General features: G+C 57.4%; 21 protein-coding genes. 13 read left to right on the top strand and 8 right to left on the bottom strand.

Features of this window, described 5'->3' with window-relative positions; translation table 11 throughout:
* Positions 1 to 31: 31 nt before the first annotated feature.
* The 4 genes from AC27FC_RS20770 to AC27FC_RS20785 all read left to right on the top strand — a co-directional run bounded on the left by AC27FC_RS20770 (position 32) and on the right by AC27FC_RS20785 (position 5,142).
* Positions 32 to 580 carry a helix-turn-helix domain-containing protein gene (locus AC27FC_RS20770; protein ID WP_033146956.1) on the top strand — a complete coding sequence of 183 codons (549 nt, stop codon included), beginning with the start codon at positions 32 to 34 and terminating at the stop codon, positions 578 to 580.
* Positions 581 to 597: 17 nt separating this feature from the next.
* A complete protein-coding gene (locus AC27FC_RS20775; protein ID WP_196355212.1) occupies positions 598 to 1,593 on the top strand; it encodes a LacI family DNA-binding transcriptional regulator in 996 nt (331 codons plus the stop codon).
* A 103-nt stretch (positions 1,594 to 1,696) separates the two neighbouring features.
* Positions 1,697 to 3,820, top strand: coding sequence for an alpha-galactosidase (locus AC27FC_RS20780; protein ID WP_196355211.1), 2,124 nt, complete (start codon positions 1,697 to 1,699; stop codon positions 3,818 to 3,820).
* Between the two features lie 44 nt (positions 3,821 to 3,864).
* Positions 3,865 to 5,142 carry an MFS transporter gene (locus AC27FC_RS20785; RefSeq protein WP_045888507.1) on the top strand — a complete coding sequence of 426 codons (1,278 nt, stop codon included), beginning with the start codon at positions 3,865 to 3,867 and terminating at the stop codon, positions 5,140 to 5,142.
* Here AC27FC_RS20785 and rhaM read toward each other — a convergent pair.
* The 5 genes from rhaM to rhaB all read right to left on the bottom strand — a co-directional run bounded on the left by rhaM (position 5,130) and on the right by rhaB (position 10,303).
* Positions 5,130 to 5,444: an L-rhamnose mutarotase gene (gene rhaM, locus AC27FC_RS20790; protein WP_048976990.1), complete on the bottom strand. Its 315-nt coding sequence runs from the start codon at positions 5,442 to 5,444 to the stop codon at positions 5,130 to 5,132. The genes AC27FC_RS20785 and rhaM overlap by 13 nt on opposite strands.
* Positions 5,441 to 6,589, bottom strand: a complete 1,149-nt coding sequence (fucO, locus tag AC27FC_RS20795; protein ID WP_487160351.1) for a lactaldehyde reductase — start codon at positions 6,587 to 6,589, stop codon at positions 5,441 to 5,443. Before fucO ends, rhaM begins: the two co-directional genes overlap by 4 nt.
* Before the next feature lie 41 nt (positions 6,590 to 6,630).
* Complete coding sequence (rhaD, locus tag AC27FC_RS20800) at positions 6,631 to 7,461, bottom strand: rhamnulose-1-phosphate aldolase (protein WP_047059155.1); 831 nt, start codon at positions 7,459 to 7,461, stop codon at positions 6,631 to 6,633.
* A gap of 116 nt (positions 7,462 to 7,577) precedes the next feature.
* The gene (gene rhaA, locus AC27FC_RS20805) at positions 7,578 to 8,837 is read right to left on the bottom strand and encodes an L-rhamnose isomerase (protein ID WP_196355209.1); all 1,260 of its coding nucleotides are present in this window, start codon (positions 8,835 to 8,837) and stop codon (positions 7,578 to 7,580) included.
* On the bottom strand, positions 8,834 to 10,303 hold the full coding sequence (gene rhaB / locus AC27FC_RS20810; protein WP_196355208.1) for a rhamnulokinase: 1,470 nt from the start codon (positions 10,301 to 10,303) through the stop codon (positions 8,834 to 8,836). The genes rhaA and rhaB overlap by 4 nt, the downstream gene beginning before the upstream one ends.
* Positions 10,304 to 10,604: 301 nt before the next feature.
* Between rhaB and rhaS the strand changes: the two genes are divergently transcribed.
* Both rhaS and rhaR read left to right on the top strand, forming a co-directional pair.
* Entirely contained in the window at positions 10,605 to 11,441 is an 837-nt protein-coding gene (gene rhaS, locus AC27FC_RS20815; protein ID WP_167819369.1) for an HTH-type transcriptional activator RhaS, read from the top strand.
* A 73-nt stretch (positions 11,442 to 11,514) separates the two neighbouring features.
* Positions 11,515 to 12,363, top strand: a complete 849-nt coding sequence (gene rhaR / locus AC27FC_RS20820) for an HTH-type transcriptional activator RhaR (RefSeq protein WP_064673062.1) — start codon at positions 11,515 to 11,517, stop codon at positions 12,361 to 12,363.
* Here rhaR and rhaT read toward each other — a convergent pair whose 3' ends face one another.
* Entirely contained in the window at positions 12,364 to 13,398 is a 1,035-nt protein-coding gene (gene rhaT / locus AC27FC_RS20825) for an L-rhamnose/proton symporter RhaT (RefSeq protein WP_196355207.1), read from the bottom strand.
* A gap of 288 nt (positions 13,399 to 13,686) precedes the next feature.
* On the opposite strand from rhaT, the gene sodA reads away from it, so the two are divergent.
* Positions 13,687 to 14,307: a superoxide dismutase [Mn] gene (gene sodA / locus AC27FC_RS20830; protein ID WP_004203668.1), complete on the top strand. Its 621-nt coding sequence runs from the start codon at positions 13,687 to 13,689 to the stop codon at positions 14,305 to 14,307.
* Positions 14,308 to 14,502: 195 nt separating this feature from the next.
* A complete protein-coding gene (gene yiiM / locus AC27FC_RS20835) occupies positions 14,503 to 15,177 on the top strand; it encodes a 6-hydroxyaminopurine reductase (protein ID WP_058841955.1) in 675 nt (224 codons plus the stop codon).
* A 53-nt stretch (positions 15,178 to 15,230) separates the two neighbouring features.
* On the opposite strand, the gene cpxA is transcribed toward yiiM, so the two are convergent.
* Positions 15,231 to 16,604 carry an envelope stress sensor histidine kinase CpxA gene (cpxA, locus tag AC27FC_RS20840; protein WP_023309731.1) on the bottom strand — a complete coding sequence of 458 codons (1,374 nt, stop codon included), beginning with the start codon at positions 16,602 to 16,604 and terminating at the stop codon, positions 15,231 to 15,233.
* Positions 16,601 to 17,299, bottom strand: coding sequence for an envelope stress response regulator transcription factor CpxR (gene cpxR, locus AC27FC_RS20845; protein WP_006179159.1), 699 nt, complete (start codon positions 17,297 to 17,299; stop codon positions 16,601 to 16,603). Before cpxR ends, cpxA begins: the two co-directional genes overlap by 4 nt.
* Positions 17,300 to 17,449: 150 nt before the next feature.
* On the opposite strand from cpxR, the gene cpxP reads away from it, so the two are divergent.
* The 5 genes from cpxP to AC27FC_RS20870 all read left to right on the top strand — a co-directional run bounded on the left by cpxP (position 17,450) and on the right by AC27FC_RS20870 (position 22,216).
* Entirely contained in the window at positions 17,450 to 17,956 is a 507-nt protein-coding gene (gene cpxP, locus AC27FC_RS20850; protein ID WP_032662714.1) for a cell-envelope stress modulator CpxP, read from the top strand.
* Positions 17,957 to 18,108: 152 nt separating this feature from the next.
* On the top strand, positions 18,109 to 19,002 hold the full coding sequence (gene fieF, locus AC27FC_RS20855; RefSeq protein WP_023309697.1) for a CDF family cation-efflux transporter FieF: 894 nt from the start codon (positions 18,109 to 18,111) through the stop codon (positions 19,000 to 19,002).
* 174 nt (positions 19,003 to 19,176) lie between these two features.
* Positions 19,177 to 20,139, top strand: a complete 963-nt coding sequence (pfkA, locus tag AC27FC_RS20860; protein ID WP_023309696.1) for a 6-phosphofructokinase — start codon at positions 19,177 to 19,179, stop codon at positions 20,137 to 20,139.
* Positions 20,140 to 20,375: 236 nt separating this feature from the next.
* On the top strand, positions 20,376 to 21,365 hold the full coding sequence (locus AC27FC_RS20865; RefSeq protein ID WP_023309695.1) for a sulfate ABC transporter substrate-binding protein: 990 nt from the start codon (positions 20,376 to 20,378) through the stop codon (positions 21,363 to 21,365).
* A 107-nt stretch (positions 21,366 to 21,472) separates the two neighbouring features.
* Positions 21,473 to 22,216: a CDP-diacylglycerol diphosphatase gene (locus AC27FC_RS20870; protein ID WP_058841956.1), complete on the top strand. Its 744-nt coding sequence runs from the start codon at positions 21,473 to 21,475 to the stop codon at positions 22,214 to 22,216.
* The last annotated feature ends 43 nt before the right edge of the window (positions 22,217 to 22,259 follow it).

The following is a 22,259-nucleotide window of genomic DNA, read 5'->3' on the forward strand; positions in this document are numbered from 1 at the left end:
CGTTCGATTTAAAGAACAAAGAGGCCGTTTTATGACGCAGCCAATCAGCGTAATCGCAAAAAGCTTGGTGCGAGAACGCCTGCGAACCGGGCTTTCACTGGCGGAAATCGCTCGCCGTGCCGGGATCGCAAAATCCACGCTTTCTCAGCTTGAATCAGGCAACGGTAACCCGAGCCTCGAAACGCTGTGGTCGCTTTGCGTGGCGCTGGATATTCCTTTCGCCCGCCTGCTTGAACCACAGCAGCCTACCACTCAGGTGATCCGTCGTGGTGAAGGTACGAAGGTCGTTGCCGGACAGGCCAACTACGAGGCGATACTGCTGGCAGCATGTCCGCCGGGCGCGCGACGCGACGTATACCTCCTGCTTACCCAGCCGGGCGCAGACCGCATTTCCCAGCCGCATCCGCCGGGGTCCGTTGAACACATTATTGTGACGCAGGGGCGCGCGTTAGTCGGCCTGATCGACGCGGCGGAAGAACTCGGCCCGGGAGATTACATCTGTTATCCCGCCGATCTGCCGCATATTTTTAAGGCGCTGGAGCCGGATACGCACGCGCTGCTGGTGGCGGAACAAAACTAACAGAGATACGGAAACTCATGTCGCTTAAAGCCATTGCTAAAGAACTGGGGCTGTCAGTCACCACCGTCAGCCGCGCCCTCAACGGATATGACGACGTCTCCGCCGAGACGCGCGCACGCGTGGAAGCAGAGGCTCAGCGCCGTGGTTACCGACCGAACACCTTCGCCCGTCGCCTGAAGATGGGCAAAATTGACGCCGTCGGGCTGGTGTTTCCCGTACATCCTGTTCCGCTCAATAACAGCGTATTTATGGACATGGTCGGCGAAATTAGCCACGAACTGGCACGACATGAGATCGACCTGTTGCTCATCGCCGACGACGATCTGGCGGATAAGCACAGCTATATGCGCATGGTGCAAAGCCGCCGCGTCGACGCGCTGATCGTGGCGCACACGCTGGATCACGATCCCCGTCTTGAGCAGCTGCAGGCCGCCGGTTTTCCTTTCCTGGCGCTCGGGCGCAGCCACCTTCCGCAGCCGTACGCGTGGTTTGACTTCGACAACTACGCCGGTACCTGGCAGGCGACCCGCTGGCTGATCGAGAAAGGCCATCAGCGTATCGCGCTACTTGGCGAAAGCAACAATCAGGCGTTTATCACCCAGCGCCGTCAGGGCTATCTGGACGCCCTGCGGGAAGCCGGGCTTTCCAGCGAATGGCTGCGCGCCATGCCGCCTTCGCGCCGCGTCGGGTATGCCACCACCAAAGAACTCCTTGCTCTGCCGCAGCCGCCCACGGCCATCATCACCGACTGCAACACCCACGGCGACGGCGCGGCGATGGCGCTGGCGCAGCTGGGGCGTTTATCCGGCGACAACGCCGTCTCGCTGGTGGTCTATGACGGCCTGCCGCAGGACAGCATCGTTGATATTGAGGTGGCGTCGGTGATCCAGTCCACCCGCCAGGGCGTCGGGAAACAGATTGCCGATATGGTGCGCCAGCTGATTAGCGGCGACGATATTGAACAGCTTCAGGTGCTCTGGCAGCCTGAATTCTCTCCGGGCCAGACGGCCTAAACCACTAAAATTCCAAACCCGATCACAGAACCGAAACGTTTTGGTTTGTATCCGAAACGTTTCGGATCAACACTCAGATCATCCCGATGACTGGAGATGTCTGATGCAAGATCCCGTTTTACGACTCGAAACCACGACGGTAGACGTGGTGATCAAAACCCATCCGTTCGCCGAAATTCTCTACTGGGGGCCTCACCTTCAGCACTTTTCGCCGCAGGATGTTGCTACGCTCGCGCGTCCTGTTGCCAACGGCAGGCTTGACGTCGACTCCCCGGTCACGCTGATGGCCGAGCTGGGGCATGGTCTGTTTGGTTCGCCTGGCATTGAGGGTCATCGCCAGGGGCTGGACGGTTCCCCGGTGTTCAAAACCACGCAGGTGCAGCAGGACGTAAACACCCTGACGATTACCGCCGAAGATGAGCATGCGGGCCTGCGCCTGACCAGCGAGCTGGTGCTGGATGCCAGCGGCGTGCTGGTGGTTCGTCACGGTTTAACGAACCTGAAAGCGATCCCCTGGCAGGTTGACCGTTTCGCCGTCACGCTGCCGGTGGCCGAGCGCGCGCAGGAGGTGATGGCCTTCCACGGACGCTGGATCAGAGAGTTTCAGCCGCACCGCGTAAAGCTTGAACACGACAGCTTCGTGATTGAAAACCGTCGAGGTAAAACCTCCCACGAGCACTTCCCGGCGCTGATTGCCGGTACGCCGTCGTTCAGCGAAATGCAGGGCGACGTCTGGGGCGTGCATCTGGGCTGGAGCGGTAATCACCGCCTGCGCGCGGAAGCGAAAACCGACGGTCGTCGCTATCTTCAGGCCGAAGCGCTCTACCTGCCGGGTGAAATGGCGGTTGAGGAGGGCGATACGCTCTGGACGCCGCGCCTGTACGCCAGCTACTCCACGCAGGGCCTGAACGGCATGAGCCAGCCGTTTCATCGCTACCTGCGCAACAACGTCATCCGCTTCCCGGAAAACAAACCGCGCCCGGTGCACCTCAATACCTGGGAAGGGATCTACTTCAACCACGATCCGGACTACATTAAGCGCATGGCCGACGAGGCTGCCGCGCTGGGCGTGGAGCGTTTCATCATTGATGACGGCTGGTTCAAAGGCCGTAACGACGACCATGCCGCGCTGGGCGACTGGTATCTGGACGAGAAAAAATACCCGAACGGCCTGACGCCGGTGATCGACCACGTCAAACGGCTCGGCATGGAGTTTGGCATCTGGGTTGAGCCGGAGATGATCAACCCGGATTCAGATTTGTACCGCGCGCATCCTGACTGGGTACTGGCGCTGCCGGGCTATCCCCGGGCGACCGGACGACACCAGCTGGTGCTCAATCTCAACATCCCGGAGGCCTTTGATTACCTGGTGGAGCGCATGAGCTGGCTGCTGGGCGAGCATGCGGTCGACTACGTGAAGTGGGACATGAACCGCGAGCTGGTGCAGCCTGGACACAACGGTAAAGCCGCCGCCGACGCCCAGACCCGCCAGTTTTACCGCCTGCTGGACGTGCTGGGCGAGCGCTTCCCGCATATTGAGTTTGAATCCTGCTCCTCCGGCGGCGGGCGCATTGATTATGAGGTACTGACCCGCAGCCACCGCTTCTGGGCGTCCGACAACAACGACGCGCTGGAGCGCAGCACCATCCAGCGCGGCATGAGCTACTTCTTCCCGCCGGAGGTGATGGGTGCGCATATCGGTCATCATCAATGCCACGCCACCTTCCGCCAGCATAGTATCCAGTTTCGCGGGCTGACTGCTCTGTTTGGCCATATGGGGCTGGAGCTGGATCCGCTCACCGTGGACGCACAGGAGCGCGAAGGCTATCGCCATTACGCCGCGCTGCACAAGCAGTGGCGGAATGTCATTCATCACGGCACCCAGTGGCGAATTGATATGCCGGACGCCACCACGCTGGCGCAGGGTATTGTTAGCGAAGATAAGGCTCAGGGGCTGTTTATGGTCAGCCAGCTCGCGATGCCGGACTACAGCCTGATGATGCCGCTGCGCATGGCGGGGCTGGAGGCCAGCGCGCGGTACCGCGTCACGCTGCTCGATCACCCGAATATTCAGATTACGGGTGAGGGAGGGCACACCATGCGCAAGCTGCCGGTGTGGATGGAAACGCCGCAAACGGTGAGCGGCGAGTGGCTGATGCAGGCGGGCATTGCGCTGCCGATTCTGGATCCGGAAACCGCCATTCTGATTGGCGTCGAACGCGTGTAAGGGTGACGGGCCGGGGAACCGGCCCTCCGTTGAGGATAAAAATAATGAACACAACAACCTGTACCCACAAAGACAACCCTAACTTCTGGATCTTTGGGCTGTTCTTCTTTCTCTACTTCTTCATCATGGCCACCTGCTTTCCGTTCCTGCCGATTTGGCTGTCGGACATCATCGGCCTGAATAAAACCCACACCGGGATTGTCTTCTCCTGCATCTCGCTGTCGGCTATCGCCTTCCAGCCAGTGCTGGGCGTGATTTCGGACAAGCTGGGGCTGAAAAAACACCTTCTGTGGATCATCGCGGTGCTGCTGTTTCTGTTCGCGCCGTTCTTCCTGTACGTCTTCGCGCCGCTGCTGAAAGCCAATATCTGGCTGGGCGCGCTGAGCGGCGGGCTGTATATCGGTTTTGTATTTTCGGCCGGATCGGGGGCGATTGAGGCCTACATTGAGCGCGTGAGCCGCAACAGCTTCTTTGAGTACGGCAAGGCGCGGATGTTTGGCTGCCTCGGCTGGGGCTTGTGCGCCTCAACGGGCGGCATCCTGTTCGGCATCGATCCATCGTACGTTTTCTGGATGGGATCGGGAGCGGCATTGCTGCTGATGCTGCTGCTGGTGGTGGCGAAGCCAAAGCCCAACCAGACGGCGCAGGTCATGGATGCCCTGGGCGCGAACCAGCCGCAAATCACCGCCAAAACCGTGTTCAACCTGTTCCGCCAGCGCAGAATGTGGATGTTTATCCTCTATGTGATTGGCGTGGCCTGCGTGTATGACGTTTTCGACCAGCAGTTTGCCACCTTCTTTAAAACCTTCTTCGCCACGCCGCAGGAAGGAACCCGCGCCTTTGGTTTCGCAACGACTGCGGGGGAAATCTGTAACGCCATCATTATGTTTTGCTCGCCGTGGATCATTAACCGCATCGGCGCGAAGAACACGCTGCTGATCGCCGGGGTGATTATGGCGACGCGCATTATCGGTTCATCGTTCGCCACCACCGCCGTGGAGGTGATTGCCCTCAAGATGCTGCACGCGCTGGAAGTCCCCTTCCTGCTGGTGGGTGCATTTAAGTACATCACCGGGGTGTTTGATACCCGACTGTCAGCGACTATCTATCTGATCGGCTTCCAGTTCGCCAAGCAGTCGGCGGCCATTTTCCTCTCCGCTTTTGCCGGGAATATGTATGACCGGATCGGCTTCCAGGAGACGTATCTGATGCTGGGCTGTTTCGTGCTGGCGATTACGGTGGTGTCGGCGTTTACGCTGAGCAGCAGGCAGGAGATCGCCGCCGCCGCGGGGGCAGCAGCGTTAACACATCAGTCCAGGTAAAAGACCTCTTTAAGCTCCGTACTCACCGGGCTGTTATCCGGGTTCGACGGCATGACGTCGCCCATATGTTTCCACCAGCGCTGGCAGACGTCGGTATTCGCTACCGCGCTCCAGCGCTCCTCCGATTCAATCTCTACGGTCGCAAACAGCAGGCTGCGGGCCCTATCGAGATAAATGGCGTAGTGGTGTGCGCCGTGGTCTTTCAACACCTTTTCCAGCTCCGGCCAGATCGGATTGTGTCGACGCGCGTACTCCTCGTGCGCGTCCGGGTTTACCTGCATCATAAAGGCTTTGCGGATCATAGTGCCTCCAGGTACAGCTCGCGGACCTCATCGCGGCTGGCGGCGCGCGGATTGCACGGCGCACACGGATCGGCGAGCGCTTTATCCAGCCAGCCTTCAATATCGGCTTTGGTCACGCCGAGCTGGCTAAAGCCCGCAGGGATGCCGACGCGAGCGCTCAGGTCGCGAATCGCCTGAATGGCGGACATGTTGGCGGCTTCATCGCTCATGCCGCGGGTATCGACGCCCATCGCCTGCGCCACGCGGGCAAAACGCGCGACCGCGTTCGGGCGGTTAAAGCTTTCGACGATCGGCAGCAGGATGGCGTTGCATACGCCGTGCGGCAGGTTGTGCGTCGCGCCCGGCTGGTGCGCCAGGGCATGCACAAGGCCGAGACCCGCACTGTTAAACGCCATGCCCGCCAGATACTGGCCAAACGCCATCTGCTCGCGCGCCTCAAGGTTATGACCGTCTTCGACCGCTTCCGGCAGCCACAGGTTGATCAGGCGAATTGCTTCCAGCGCGTTGGCGTCGGTGAGCGGGTGCGCGCCAACGGATACGTAGGCTTCAATGGCATGGGTCAGGGCATCCATACCGGTTGCGGCAGTCACGGAGGCGGGAATATTGAGCATCACGCTGGCATCGTCTACGGCGATGTCCGGGATGATGTTCGGGTCGATAATCACCTCTTTCACCTGCCGCGCGAAGTTGACGATCACCGCATTGCTGGTCATCTCCGCCGCCGTGCCTGCGGTGGTATTAATTGCCACCAGCGGCACGCCCGCATTTTTCACCTTGCCGACGCCGGAATAATCGGTTGACGGGCCGGGGTTGGCGGTGAGGATTTTAATCGCCTTGGCGGTGTCAATCGGGCTGCCGCCGCCAAAGGCAATCACGTAATCACACTCCGCGTCCCGGTAAGCCGAAATTCCTTTTTGCACAAGCGCTTCCGTCGGATTCGGGAACACCTCATCGAACAGGTGATACGACATCTGATGGGCGTCCAGCGCGGTAAACAGGCTGTCGAGCAGACCCAGCTTTACCAGCTGGCCGTCGGTGACAATCAGCGCTTTTCCCCACTGCTTGTTCGCAACCAGGTTGACCATATCGCCGATTGCGCCCGCGCCGTGAAGGCTGATTTTTGGAAGTGCCAACATAAAGCTCATGATAATTCTCCTTAACAATCAACGTTTTTCCTGCGAAGGCGTTATGCGTATAAATCCAGCGCGGATTGCAACGGGCTCACGCCAAAGCGCTTGCCGAGGGCGATGAGTTCTTCCCGGGAAATGGTCTGCTTCATGCCGCCCATGGAGTACACCTTCACCAGCACTTCCGCTGATTTTTCGGCGGTGTCGATCAGGCCAAAGGTTTCATCCAGCGTTGGGCCGCTGCCGAACACGCCGTGGAACGGCCACAGCACCAGAGCATGTTTTTGCATATCGACGGCGGTTGCCTGGCCGATTTCGTCGGTACCCGGCACCATCCACGGCAGAATGCCCACGCCGTCCGGGAACACCACCAGACACTCGGTACTGCCTTCCCACAGCTTGCGGGTGATGAAGTCGGCGCTGTTTTCCAGCACGTAGGTCAGGGCGATCAGGTTGGTGGCGTGGCAGTGCATGATCACGCGGTCTTTGCCGTTCGTCGCCCTGATGCGCTCGCAGTGGGAGAGGAAGTGCGCCGGCAGTTCGGAGGTGGGCACCGCCTCGTCGGTCAGTCCCCACAGAATGTGGTAGCCCGCGCCGTCGCTGTCCACTTTCACCACGCCGAGGTTGGCCTCCGGGTCGAGCTGGACGTTACGGAAGAACTTGCCGGAACCGGTGACGATAAACGGCGTGTTGGCGAGCAGCGGCATCGGCTGGCTCAGCGCGATATAGCGCGGCTTCTGGTGGAAATCGGCCGCGAACGGTTCAATATCCGCGTCGTCCAGGCGCAGCGTCAGGTTGCCGCCGTTGCGCTCGTCCCAGCCTTTCAGCCAGGCGTCGGAGGTGGCTTTGATCATGCCCTGGACGAACCAGGAAGTGGTGATGGTCTGCATAGTCTTCATTTTCCAGTTATCGCGGTGAGGTTGAACCCTCACCCCGGCCCTCTCCCACAGGGAGAGGGGGTAAAAGTTCCCTCTCCCTGTGGGAGAGGGTTAGGGTGAGGGCAAAATTACCCGCGCTGACTCAACACGTCTTTCTCGTATGCCCGCACGTTGTCCAGCCACTGGCTGCCCGCCGGGGCGTCGTTACGCTGACAGTACATCTCCCACACCGCCTGCCACGGCAGGGATTTCTGCTCTTCCAGCAGCGCCAGACGGGCGGTGTAGTCGCCGTTAGCCTCCAGCTGTTTCAGCGCGGCGACAGGCTCCAGCAGCGCGCGCAGCAGGGCTTTCTTCATGTTGCGGGTGCCGATAACCCACGCTGCGATGCGGTTGATGGAAGCATCGAAGAAGTCGAGGCCGATGTGTACGCGGTCAAAGAGGTCGTGACGGATGATTTCGCTGGCAATCGCCTGGGTTTCGTCATCCAGCAGCACCACGTGATCGCTGTCCCAGCGCACCGGACGGCTGACGTGCAGCAGCAGGCGCGGCACGTAGAGCATGGCGGCGGAGATTTTGTCGGAGATCACCTCGGTCGGGTGGAAGTGGCCGGCATCCAGACACAGCGCGGTCTGGCGGCTGGTGGCGTAACCCATGTAGAACTCGTTCGAGCCCACGGTGTAGCTCTCGGCGCCAATGCCGAACAGCTTGCTCTCTACGGCGTCGATGTGGTACGCCGGGTCCAGCTTCTCGCTGATGGCCTCATCCAGCGCGGCCAGCAGGCGCTGGCGCGGGGCCAGACGGTCGACGGTGATATCCTTCATGCCGTCCGGGATCCAGATGTTCATCACCGACGGCGTGCCGAGCTGCTCGCCGAAATACGCCGAAACGCGGCGGCTGGCCTTCACGTGGTCGATCCAGAACTGGCGGATGTCGTCGTCCGCGTGGGCGAGGGTAAAACCGTCCGCGCTCAGCGGATGTGAGAAACAGGACGGATTAAAGTCCAGGCCCAGCCGGTTGGCTTTGGCCCACTCCACCCAGTTCTTAAAGTGTTCCGGTTTGATTTCATTGCGCGCCACTGGCTCGTCGGATTCGAGGTAAATCGCATGCAGGTTCAGGCGTTTTGGCCCCGGGATCAGGCTCAGCGCCAGCTCCAGGTCGGCGCGCAGTTCGGTCGCGTTACGCGCTTTGCCGGGGTAGTTACCAGTGGCCTGAATACCACCCGTCAGGGAACCGCCTGGGTTCTCGAAACCGGCGACGTCATCGCCCTGCCAGCAGTGCATGGAGACGGGCAGACGGTCGAGCTGGCGCAGCGCCTCTTCGACATCCACGCCGACGGCGGCGAAACGCTGTTTAGCCAGGCCCCAGGCTTGTTCTAATTGAGTTGTCATGCGCAAAGCTCCTTAGTCAGTCGGTTTTGCTGAAACTGCGCCCGAAAGCGAGCAATTTCACGGCAGGGATTGGGGGTGAAGGTGGTCAGGCTGGCGTTAGCCGCCACCACCGAACGGAAGTCGTCAACGCTGGAAAGTTCGTCCAGGGTCATCAGCTGAATGCCGATATTCCCGAGCGTGGAGGCCTCCACGGGACCCGCCACCACGGTGATGCCGCAGGCATCGGCGCAGAGCTGGTTCAGCAGCTGGTTCTGGCAGCCGCCGCCCACGATATGCAGCTGGCTAAACGGTTTTCCGCGAAGGCTCGCCAGCTCGCTGAGGATGTCGGCATACAGCAGGGCGAGGCTGTCAAAAATGCAGCGCGCCAGTTCTGAAGGGCTCGACGGCACCGGCTGCCCGCCCTCGACGCAGGCGGCCTGAATTTCGGCGCTCATGTGCGCCGGGTTGATAAAGCGGTCATCGTTCGGGTTGATCAGGAACGTACAGGCCTTCAGCTTCTCGGTTTCGGCGATAAGCGCGGGCAGGTCGGTAATGTTTTGCTCTTTCAGCACCCGCTGGAGCAGCCACAGCCCCATGATGTTTTTCAGTACGCGGTAGCGGCCTTCGGCACCGCCTTCGTTGGTAATGTTTGCGGCCATCGCGGCATCGCTGGCGTACGGGGTTTTGCTCTCAAAGCCCATCAGCGACCAGGTGCCGGACGAGAGGTAAGCCGCGTCTTTGCTTGCAAGTGGGGACGCTATTACCGCGCTGGCGGTATCGTGGCTGGCGACGGCAACGACAGGGATTGCGTTCCCCTGGGGGCAAATCCAGTGACCGATCACGTTACCCGGGTGGGTGGGTGTGCCGAACCAGGAAGGCGACGCCCCCGTCCAGGCCAGCAGATGTTCATCCCAGCTATCCGAGTTGATATTGACCAGTTGCGTGGTGGTGGCGTTGGTATATTCCCAGTTCATGTTGCCGGTCAGGCGATAGCTCAGGTAGTCCGGGATCAGCAGCGCATGAGCCACGTCCGCGACCAGCTCCGGCTGTTGCTCGACCAGGGCACGCAGCTGATAAAGCGTGTTAAACGGCAGAAACTGAATGCCGCTGCGCCCGTAGATGTTGTCCTTGCCAAGCTGGGCGATAGCGTTCGCCATCAGGCCGTCGGTACGGCTGTCGCGATAAGAAACCGGCAAGCCGACGCGCTCGCCATGGCTATCAAGCAGAACGTAGTCCACGCCCCAGGTATCAATGCCGATGCTGTCGATGCGAATGCCACCGTTGCAGACGTTGTTCAGTCCGGTACGGATCTCTGCCTCCAGGGCATCGATATCCCAGGTATCAAAACCGTCCTGCTTTTGCAGGCAGTTGGCGAAACGGTGCATTTCGCGAAGCGAAAGCGCGTGCTGCTCACGGTCCCAGCTCGCGAGCATTACGCGGCCGCTGGATGCGCCTAAATCGACAGCCACACAATGGCGAAAAGTCATGGTCGGGTCCTTTCTTAAGTCATTAGCGGTGAGTGTAAAAAAGGGAAGAAAAAGTCACCTTCTCACCACTGACAGGCCAAATCTCGCGCTGGCAAGAAAGCAAAGGTGAATGTGAGGGCGTTCACAGTTTCCAGCAGTGACGGGATGCTCAGGCAGTGTGACGCTGGGCGCATTTCCCGATCTTTCCCCCTGTTTCTTGAAAAATGGACAGCTTTTGCGAGGTTTACTGCCAAAAATTGAAGGTGAGTGTGGGAGGCCTTAATTACTATTTTGAGAACATTTTTCATTGGTGGGGGCCGTTATGACCGTACTGCACTGCGTGGATTTTTTTCCTTCAGGAGGTTCGCCTGTCGCGATTGAGCCACGGCTTCCTCAGGCTGCGTTCCCGGAGCATCATCATGATTTTCACGAAATTGTGATTGTTGAGCGCGGGACGGGTATTCATGTTTTCAATGGCCAGCCTTATACCATCAGCGGCGGTACGGTGTGCTTCGTGCGCGACCACGACCGGCACCTGTATGAACATACCGACAACCTGTGTCTGACGAATGTGCTTTACCGTTCCCCGGACGCGTTCCAGTTTCTTTCGGGGCTGAGCCAGCTGTTGCCCCAGGAGCAAGACGGACACTATCCGTCGCACTGGCGGGTGAATCAGTCCATCCTGCAGCAGGTGCGTCAGCTGGTGAGCCAGATGGAGAAGAGCGAGGACGGGCAGGAGACGCACGCCATTGCCACGCGCGAATTGCTGTTTATGCAGCTTCTGGTGCTGCTGCGCCGCAGCAGCCTGGTGGAAGGGCTGGAAGATAACAACGCGCGCCTGAACCATCTGATGGCCTGGCTGGAAGAACATTTTGCCGAGGATGTCTGCTGGGAAACGCTTGCGGATGATTTTTCCCTGTCGTTGCGTACCCTGCATCGCCAGCTTAAACAGCACACCGGACTGACGCCGCAACGCTACCTTAACCGTCTGCGCCTGATCAAAGCGCGTCATCTTTTACGTCATACCGACGATAGCGTCACGGATATTGCCTATTGCTGCGGTTTTGGCGACAGCAATCACTTTTCAACGCTGTTTCGCCGGGAATTTAACTGGTCTCCGCGCGATATTCGCCAGGGAAAAGACGCGATGCTTCAGTAACGCGAGGGCAGTCACCGTTTTATTTCCGCAAAAAAGCTAATAGTGTCAGGTTATTCGGCGTAGAGGTCGTGGTGTGGCTGCTCAGTTAATTCTTCGCAAAGATGATTTTTTTGCCTCCGCGAGTCAGGCCGTCACGGTGGCCGATCGCTACCCGCAGGACGTCTTTGCCGAACATACCCACGAGTTTTGCGAGCTGGTGCTGGTTTGGCGCGGTAACGGCCTGCACATCCTCAACGACCGCCCCTACCGCATCACGCGCGGAGACCTGTTCTACATTCGCGCGGATGATAAACACTCCTACGCCTCGGTTAACGACCTGGTGCTGCAAAACGTTATTTACTGTCCGGACAGGCTCAAGCTTAACGTGGACTGGGCCGCGAGCATTCCGGGCTTTCTTGATGCTAAGGGTTCTCCGCACTGGCGCTTAAGCAGTAGCGGCATGGCTCAGGTACGGCAGGTTATTTCTCAACTGGAGCAGGAGAGCCAGAAGAACGACCCCGTTGCTAACCAGCTGGCGGAGTTGCTTTTCGCCCAGCTGGTGATGACGTTGAAGCGCCATCGTTACGCCACTGATAACCCCTCCGCCACAACGCAGGAAGCGCTGCTGGATAAGCTCATCACCCGGCTTGCGGGCAGCCTGAATAAAAACTTTGTACTGGATAAATTCTGCGAGCAGGAACAGTGCAGCGAGCGCGCGTTGCGCCAGCATTTCCGCACCCTGACCGGGATGACGGTGAACCACTACCTGCGCCAGCTGCGCATCTGCCATGCACAATATCTCCTCCAGCATACGGAGTGGATGGTCAGTGATGTGGCGATGCGCTGCGGCTTTGAGGACAGTAACTACTTTTCGGTGGTGTTTAACCGCGAGGTGGGGATGACGCCGGTACAGTGGCGTCATCGCAGTCGAAAGGGGGCGTAATCAGTTTGCCATGCCGAGGCCGACGATATTGGCAGCGATAATAATCACCACGCAGCCGAGGCTCAGTACGCCAACCGGACGGCGTCCGGCGTTCGTCCACTCTTTCAGCACCAGCCCAACCAGCCCGCCGCAAAGTACGTAGAAACTCATGTGCAGCATCCAGCTTATATAGTCGTATTGCGCCGGAATACTGGCGTGGCCCCAGGCGTAGAAGAAGAACTGCAAATACCACATCAGGCCGCCCAGAGCGGAGAGCAGCACGTTGGTGATGATGAGCGATGTTGCCAGCGAGAAATCGGTTTTTACCGACAGGTTTTTTACTTTTGTCAGACGAATGAAGCAGAAGCCCAGGTTAACCATCGCGCCGCCACCCATAATCACGACATAGCTTGGTAGCGCAACGTACAGCGGGTCGACGCCCAGCGCGGCCGCCGCTTCGTGCATCGGTTTGGCGGCGTTCATCGCGAACGACATGCCGGCCGAGAAAATGCCGCACATCACCGCCAGCAGCAGACCTTTCTTCAGGTTAAAATCTTCAGCTTTAATGCCCATCTTGCGCTCTTTCAACTGCCCCGCACGCGTCACAATTCCTACGCCAATGACCGCCACCAGCACGCCCAGGAGCGTCATCCGCCCACCCTGAGTATTAATAAGCACGTCGAAGTTGCCGTTGAGAATTGGCGTCATCAGGGTACCGACGATCAGCGTGATGCCAATCGCGATACCAATCCCCATCGACATGCCGAGATAACGCATGGTGAGGCCATAGTTGATGTTGCCGACGCCCCACATCGCGCCGAACAGGAACACTGGCAGCAGGGTGGCGGCGCTGAAGGAGGAGAAGTAGCCCCAGAAATCGGGCAGCAGCATGGCGCTAATGGTCCAGGGCAAAATCAGCCAGGACACGATACCGCCAACGGACCACATGGTTTCCCATGACCAGCCTCTCACTTTTTTAAACGGAGCATAGAAACAGGCTGCACTGGCAGCGCCTATCAAATGCCAGAAGATACCCATCGTAATCGCATGATTCATTTTTACACCCTCATCGTTTTTATCGTCAGTGGCTTCCCACCGACTTGAGGAGTGTAAAAATTAGGCGGTTTGGAGACCTTCAGAAGGTTGCCGCAGATGTGTTCTGGATGGCAATCAGCACGTTAACCGCGTGAGCAGACTCACAATTTCGCGATTAATCGAAAAACGAATAACCTTATAAAAACTACGGCATTGATAATCATTTTCAATATCATTTAATTAACTATAATGAACCAACTGCTTACGCGGCATTAACAGCTGTGCCGCCCGACAATAATGGAGAGGATTATGAGTTATACACTGCCATCCCTGCCGTATGCCTACGACGCACTGGAACCGCATTTCGACAAGCAGACGATGGAAATCCATCACACTAAACACCACCAGACCTATGTGAACAACGCGAACGCCGCGCTGGAAAGCCTGCCAGAGTTCGCTAACCTGTCTGCTGAAGAGCTGATCACCAAGCTGGACCAGCTGCCAGCGGACAAGAAAACCGTTCTGCGTAACAACGCTGGCGGCCACGCTAACCACAGCCTGTTCTGGAAAGGCCTGAAAACCGGTACCACCCTGCAGGGCGACCTGAAAGCGGCTATCGAGCGCGACTTCGGTTCCGTTGACAACTTCAAAGCGGAATTCGAAAAAGCCGCTGCAACCCGTTTCGGCTCTGGCTGGGCGTGGCTGGTTCTGAAAGGCGACAAGCTGGCGGTGGTTTCTACTGCTAACCAGGACTCCCCGCTGATGGGTGAAGCGATTTCTGGCGCATCCGGCTTCCCAATCCTGGGTCTGGACGTGTGGGAACACGCTTACTACCTGAAATTCCAGAACCGTCGTCCGGACTACATCAAAGCCTTCTGGGACGTGGTGAACTGGGACGAAGCAGCAGCGCGTTTCGCCGCTAAAAAATAAGGTTGCATTGACGCCTGTGAGAAGCGAGTCTTATGACTCGCTTTTTTTGTATCTGTATACCCGTCATACTTCAAGTTGCAGGTGCGTTGGCTGCGTTCGCTCACCCCAGTCACTTACTTGAGTAAGCTCCTGGGGATTCACTCTCTTGCCGCCTTCCTGCAACTCGAATTATTTAGGGCATATAAAGGAGCAGCAATGCATTACCCGGTGAACGTGTTTACAGGCAAGGTAAGGGAGTACGACGGCAGCCGCCCGAGTGCCATCGCCAAAATTCAGGTCGACGGTGAGTTGACGTTAACCGACCTCGGGCTTGCGGGTGACGAGCAGGCCGAAAAGAAAATCCACGGCGGGCCCGATCGCGCGCTGTGCCACTACCCGCGCGAACACTATCAGCACTGGAAAACCGAGTTTCCCGAGCAGGCGGACCTCTTCGTCGCCCCCGCGTTTGGCGAGAATCTCTCCACCGAAGGGCTCACCGAAAAGAACGTGTTTATCGGTGATATCTACCGCTGGGGCGATGCCCTGATTCAGGTGACGCAGCCACGCTCGCCGTGCTTCAAGCTCAACTACCACTTCGGTATTCAGGATATGTCGGCCCAGCTGCAAAAAGCGGGTAAAACCGGCTGGCTGTATCGCGTGGTGCTGGCTGGGCAGGTTTCAGCGGACGCGCCGCTTGAGCTGGCGTCGCGCCTGAGCGATGTGTCTGTTTATGACGCCTGCGCCATTGCCTGGCATATGCCGTTTGACGACGAACAGTATCACCGCCTGCTGTCGGCCGCGGGGTTATCCATCAGCTGGACAAGAACGATGCAGAAGCGGCGTTTAAGCAGCAAGATCGAGGATAATTCGCGGAGATTGTGGGGGGAATAGTCCTCCGCAGAAAGTAGGCCGGGTAAGGCGAAGCCGCCACCCGGCACTAACAGCTACGAACGCTTATACAACGGTAGCCACAGCGTTAAACGTAGTCCACCCAGCGGGCTATCGTCGGCTTTCACCCAGCCGCGGTGCTGCTGCATGGCGGTTTCAACAATCGCCAGACCCAGTCCCGTGCCGCCCGATTCCCGGTCGCGCGCCTCATCGGTACGATAGAACGGACGGAAAATCTGCTCGCGGTCTTCCGGGCTCACGCCTGGGCCGTCATCATCGACAATGACGGTGATCCCGTCTTTATCCACCGAGAACGCCACCTCAATCTTCGTATGCGAGTAGCGAAGAGCGTTACGCACGATGTTCTCCAGTGCGCTTTCCAGCGTGTTGGGGTTACCGTACAGCGGCCACGGGCCCGGCGGGAAGTTGACGGTAAAGGATTTACCCATCTGTTCCGCTTCGAACGCCGCGTTGTCCAGCACCTCGTGCCAGAGGTGATTCGCTTTCACCGTTTCGCTAACCAGCGCGTTTTTCTGCTGATTGCGCGACATCACCAGCAGGTCGTTGATCATGCTGTCCAGGCGGTGCGCTTCCGTTTCAATACGCTCCAGCTCTTTGCTCTCACCGCTGCGGCGGCGCAGCAGCGCGGTGCCAAGCTGCAAGCGCGTAAGCGGGGTACGCAGCTCGTGCGAGATATCCGACAGCAGACGTTGCTGTGCGGTCATCATGCGATCGAGAGCGCTCACCATCTGGTTAAAACTGGTTCCGGCGGCAAGGAACTCCTGCGGACCTGCTTCCAGTTCAGGGTGTTGTCGCAGGTTACCCTGCGCCACCTCATCGGCGGCATTCTTCAGTTTACGCGCCGGTTTTGCCAGGCTCCACGCCAGCCATAACAGCAGCGGTGAGCTGACCAGCATGGTGACAATCAGCAGCAGGAGAGGGCGGTCAAACAGCAGGTTGATAAAATCAGACTGGGAGTTGCTCGCCGGACGGATCAGATAGAGCTGATAATTATCCTCTCCGTCCCTGACGGAGAAAGGCCCTACCATCTCTACGCGGCCATATTTCTTCTTCTGGGGATGATCGGCATTATCCGCCTGGCCAATGAAGTTGCGGATAATCTGCATTTCATTGCGATCGGCCCCAATCACGCGGCCTTCGCTGGTCACCAGCAGCAGGCGTTGTCCGGGCGGCGCCCACTTGTCGATAGCGCGAAACAGCCTGCGCCACCACATTAAATCGTTTGGCGGATCGTTTGCCAGCTCGGCTTCCACGTGCTGCTCGATCATCACGCCCTGACGTTGCTCGCTGTCGAGAAGCTCCGTCATCTGGCGTGAGTCGAGTTTTGGCAACATCAAAACGAGCATTAAAACCAGTGCCAGCGTCAGCCAGAAGATGGCGAAGATGCGGGCGGTTAAGCTTCCTATCATGAAGCGGAAACCATCAGATAACCGCGACCACGCAGGGTTTTAAACCATGGGTGACCGTCTTTACGCTCCGGCAGCTTACGGCGCAGGTTAGAGATGTGCATGTCGATGGCGCGGTCAAACGGGGTGAGGCGTTTGCCCAGCACTTCCTGGCTTAGATGTTCACGCGATACCACCTGGCCGAGGTGCTGAGCCAGCAGATACAGCAGGGTGAACTCCGTGCCGGTCAGTTCCAGCGTCTGGCCATCAAAGCTCGCTTCCTGACGGCCCGGGTTGAGGCTCAGGGAGTCGACTTCAAGAGTAGGTGAGCTGTTGTCGGTATTTTGCTGCTGTTCGCTCCAGTGGGAACGACGCAGGATAGCGCGAATACGGGCAACCAGTTCACGGTCGTTAAACGGCTTGGGTAAATAGTCATCCGCGCCCAGCTCAAGGCCGAGTACGCGGTCAAGTTCGCTGCCGCGCGCGGTCAGCATAATAACGGGAGTCTGGTGTGTCTGGCGAAGCTCTTTCAACGTATCAATACCGTTTTTCTTCGGCATCATCACGTCGAGCAAAAGTAAATCGATGCTGTCGTCAAGGAGACTCAGCGCCTGCTCGCCATCATGGGCAACCAGGACGTTGAAACCTTCCATGTCGAGCAACTCCTTTAAAAGGGATGTGAGCTCTCGGTCATCATCAACTAACAGGATTTTATTCATTGTTTAAATACCTCCGAGGCAGAAATTACGACATCAAGGCTGTCTAATCCATGACTTTACGTTGTTTTACACCCCCTGACGCATGTTTGCAGCCTGAATCGTAGACTGTCTCTCGTTGAATCGCGACACGAAAGATTTTGGGAGCAAGTGATGCGCAAAGTTACCGCTGCCGTCATGGCCTCAACGCTGGCGTTCAGTGCGTTTAGCCAGGCTGCTGAAGCTATCATCAGTGATAACAGTCCCTTACAAGAGGGCGCAACGCAGAACAGCAGCCAAAGCCATATGTTTGACGGCATAAGTTTAACCGAACATCAGCGTCAACAGATGCGAGATCTGATGCAGAGGGCACGACACGACCAGCCCCCTGTTAATGTTAGCGAAATGGAGACAATGCATCGCCTTGTCACCGCAGAAAATTTTGACGAAAGCGCTGTTCGCGCTCAGGCCGAAAAAATGGCACAGGAACAGGTTGCCCGCCAGGTAGAGATGGCGAAGGTCCGCAACCAGATGTTCCATCTGCTAACGCCCGAGCAGCAAGCGGTTTTGAATGCCAGACATCAGCAGCGAATGGACCAGCTGCGTGAGGTTGCACGGATGCAGCGAAGCTCAGAAACGACGTTTTTCAGTAGCAATAGCAGTACCCGTAGTAACCAGTAAACCCTGTTTTCCTTGCCATAGACACCATCCCTGTCTTCCCCCACATGATGTGGGGGTTTTTTTTGCCCCGCATCCGCGCTGTTAACCGTTTATTCATCCTTAGACTCCCCATGCTTCCGTTATACTAGCGGCATGACATGACAGGAGCGTTTATGAATCAATCCTATGGAAGACTGGTAAGCCGGGCCGCCATTGCGGCGACCGTCATGGCCTCCAGCCTGTTGCTGATTAAAATCTTTGCCTGGTGGTATACCGGCTCGGTCAGTATTCTGGCGGCGCTGGTGGACTCGCTGATGGACATTGCCGCCTCGTTGACCAACCTGCTGGTGGTGCGTTACTCGCTGCAGCCAGCGGATGAAGAGCACACATTTGGGCACGGCAAAGCGGAGTCGCTGGCCGCGCTGGCGCAAAGTATGTTCATTTCCGGCTCTGCGCTGTTCCTGTTTTTAACCGGCATTCAGCATCTCGTTTCGCCGACACCGATGAACGATCCCGGCGTGGGCGTAGTTGTGACGATCGTTGCGCTTATATGCACACTTGTTCTGGTAACGTTCCAGCGCTGGGTTGTTCGCAAAACGCAAAGTCAGGCTGTACGGGCGGATATGCTTCATTATCAATCTGATGTTATGATGAATGGGGCTATTCTTATTGCGCTCGGTCTGGCCTGGTATGGCTGGCATCGCGCCGATGCGTTATTTGCGTTAGGGATTGGTATCTATATTTTATATAGCGCCCTGCGGATGGGGTATGAAGCGGTGCAATCACTGCTTGACCGCGCCCTCCCGGACTCAGAACGTAATGAAATTTTTTCTATCGTGACCTCCTGGCCCGGCGTCAGCGGTGCACACGATCTTCGAACGCGGCAGTCAGGGCCGACCCGCTTTATTCAGATTCATATTGAAATGGAAGACAACCTGCCACTGGTTCAGGCTCACGTTATTGCTGAGCAGGTCGAGCAGGCGATTTTGCAGCGTTTTCCTGGTTCAGACGTCATCATTCACCAGGATCCCTGCTCGGTTGTACCCGGTCATGTTGGGCTTTCGTAATTCGTTGTAAAAAAGTGAGCCAGGCCAGCATTTTGTGTATAAATTACCGCCGTTTGGTCTGACCTGAATCAATTCAGCTGGAAGGGATTGATATACTATTTGCAGTATTCGTTGGTCGATAAGTTTCTTCCGGCAACAGATTTCAATTTTGCATTCCTAAGTTCAGAGGTAGTCATGATTAAGAAAATCGGTGTGTTGACAAGCGGCGGTGATGCGCCGGGCATGAACGCGGCAATTCGTGGTGTTGTCCGTGCAGCGCTGACGGAAGGCCTGGAAGTTTTTGGCGTTTATGACGGTTATCTGGGCCTGTATGAAGATCGTATGGTTCAGCTCGACCGTTACAGCGTGTCTGACATGATCAACCGTGGCGGTACTTTCCTCGGTTCCGCGCGCTTCCCGGAATTCCGTGATGAACACGTTCGTGAAGTGGCTATCGAAAACATGAAGAAACGCGGCCTGGACGCCCTGGTGGTTATCGGTGGTGACGGCTCCTACATGGGTGCAAAACGTCTGACCGAAATGGGCTTCCCGTGCATCGGTCTGCCGGGCACCATCGACAACGACATCAAAGGTACTGACTACACGATCGGCTTCTTTACTGCACTGGGTACCGTTGTTGAAGCGATTGACCGTCTGCGTGACACCTCTTCTTCTCACCAGCGTATCTCTATCGTTGAAGTGATGGGCCGTTACTGCGGCGACCTGACGCTGGCGGCAGCCATTGCGGGCGGTTGTGAATTTATCGTCGTGCCGGAAGTCGAATTTAGCCGTGAAGATCTGGTGGCTGAAATCAAAGCGGGCATCGCGAAAGGTAAAAAACACGCGATCGTGGCTATCACCGAGCACATCTGTGACGTTGACGAGCTGGCGAAGTACATCGAAGCCGAAACCAAACGCGAAACCCGCGCGACCGTACTGGGTCACATCCAGCGCGGCGGTTCCCCAGGCCCTTACGACCGTATTCTGGCGTCCCGTATGGGCGCGTACGCTATCGATCTGCTGCTGCAGGGTCACGGCGGCCGCTGCGTCGGTATTCAGAACGAAAAACTGGTTCACCACGACATCATCGACGCGATTGAAAACATGAAGCGTCCGTTCAAAGGTGACTGGCTGGACTGCGCGAAAAAACTGTACTGATCGGCGTTTGTTTTGTGCCGGGTGGCGGCAAGGTAAATGCAAAACGGTAACCCCTGGGTTACCGTTTTTTATGGTTGCTCCCTCTCCCGTGGGAGAGGGTCAGGGCGAGGGCATCAGGCCGTTCATCCACTTCTTTTATTCCACTACGTTATAGCCAATCTTTTTTTATTCTTTAATCCTCGATTCGCTTTCTGGCACGCTGCATTCATCAAAACACTACACAAGAGAGCTGGGCGATGAATAAATGGGGCGTGGGTTTAACATTATTGCTGGCATCGACCAGCGTTCTGGCTAAGGATATCCAGTTACTGAACGTGTCATACGACCCGACGCGTGAACTGTACGAGCAATACAACAAAGCGTTTGCGGCACACTGGAAACAGGAAACCGGCGACAACGTGGTGGTTCGTCAGTCGCATGGCGGCTCCGGCAAGCAGGCGACGTCCGTGATAAACGGTATTGAAGCCGACGTGGTGACCCTGGCGTTGGCCTACGATGTCGACGCGATCGCCGAGCGCGGCCGCATCGACAAAAACTGGATCAAACGCCTGCCGGATAACTCCGCACCCTACACCTCGACCATCGTCTTCCTGGTGCGTAAAGGAAACCCGAAACAAATTAAAGACTGGAACGACCTGATCAAACCGGGCGTTTCTGTGATTACCCCGAACCCGAAAAGCTCCGGCGGCGCTCGCTGGAACTACCTGGGCGCATGGGGCTATGCACTGCATCACAACAATGGCGACCAGGCCAAAGCGCAGGAATTCGTGAAGGCGCTGTATAAAAACGTTGAGGTGCTGGACTCCGGCGCGCGTGGCGCCACCAACACCTTCGTCGAGCGCGGGATTGGCGACGTGCTGATCGCATGGGAAAACGAAGCCCTGCTGGCCACCCACGAGCTGGGCAAAGACAAATTTGAGATCGTGACCCCGAGCGAATCGATTCTGGCTGAGCCGACCGTCTCCGTGGTCGATAAAGTGGTTGAGAAGAAAGATACCAAAGCGGTGGCGGAAGCCTACCTGAAGTATCTGTACTCGCCAGAAGGCCAGGAAATTGCGGCGAAAAACTTCTATCGTCCACGCGATGCGGCGGTCGCCAAGAAATACGAAGGGGAGTTCCCAAAACTGAAGCTATTCACTATTGACGATGTGTTCGGCGGCTGGACCAAAGCGCAGAAAGAGCACTTCTCCAATGGCGGTACTTTCGACCAAATTAGCCAGCGCTAACCATTAGCCTGTGAAACGGTGACCCGGCGTGAGAAATCCGCCGGGTTTTTTATTTGGTCATCATTTTGCGTTACTCTTTTGCCTCTACTGAAAACAGGGAACGCGTTGTGAAAAAAATTATCTTATTGCTCCTCATTGTCATCGCCCTTGCCGCTGGCGGTGTGTACTGGATGAAGGCGGGTAATCCGAATGCGTTGCGACATATCGTTCTCGACCAGTGCGTGCCGAATCAGATCCAGAACCGTAACCCGGCACCGTGTGCGCAGGTGAAAACGGATGCAGGCTATGTGGTATTTAAAGATCGCAACGGGCCGCTGCAATACCTGCTGATGCCGACATATCGCATCAACGGCACCGAGAGCCCGCTGCTGACCGAAGCTCATACGCCGAACTTTTTCTGGCTGGCGTGGCAGTCGCGCAGCTTTATGACCCTGAAGCGTGGATCCGAGGTGCCTGACAGCGCCATTTCGCTGACGATTAACTCCCCGACAGGGCGTACGCAGAACCATTTCCATATTCATATCTCCTGCCTGCGCCCGGACGTGCGCGAGAAGCTCAACGCGGCACAGGGAGAAATCAGCACCCAGTGGCTGCCTCTTCCGGGGGGGCTGGAAGGACATGAATATCTTGCTCGCCGCGTGACGGAGAATGAACTGGTCCAGCGCAGCCCGTTTATGATGCTGGCTGAAGAGTTGCCGGAAGCGCGCGACCATATGGGGCGCTTTGCCCTGGCGATGGCGCAGCAGTCGGACGGCTCTTTTGTTTTGCTGGCGACCGAGCGTAACCTGCTCACGTTTAACCGCGCGTCCGCGGAGGAACTGCAGGATCATCAATGCACTATCCTGAAGTAACCCCACCATAAATCGCGTTTACTCGGGCTGCCTGTCACCGTAG

This window comes from Enterobacter sp. C3_dUdeg (assembly GCF_057536195.1).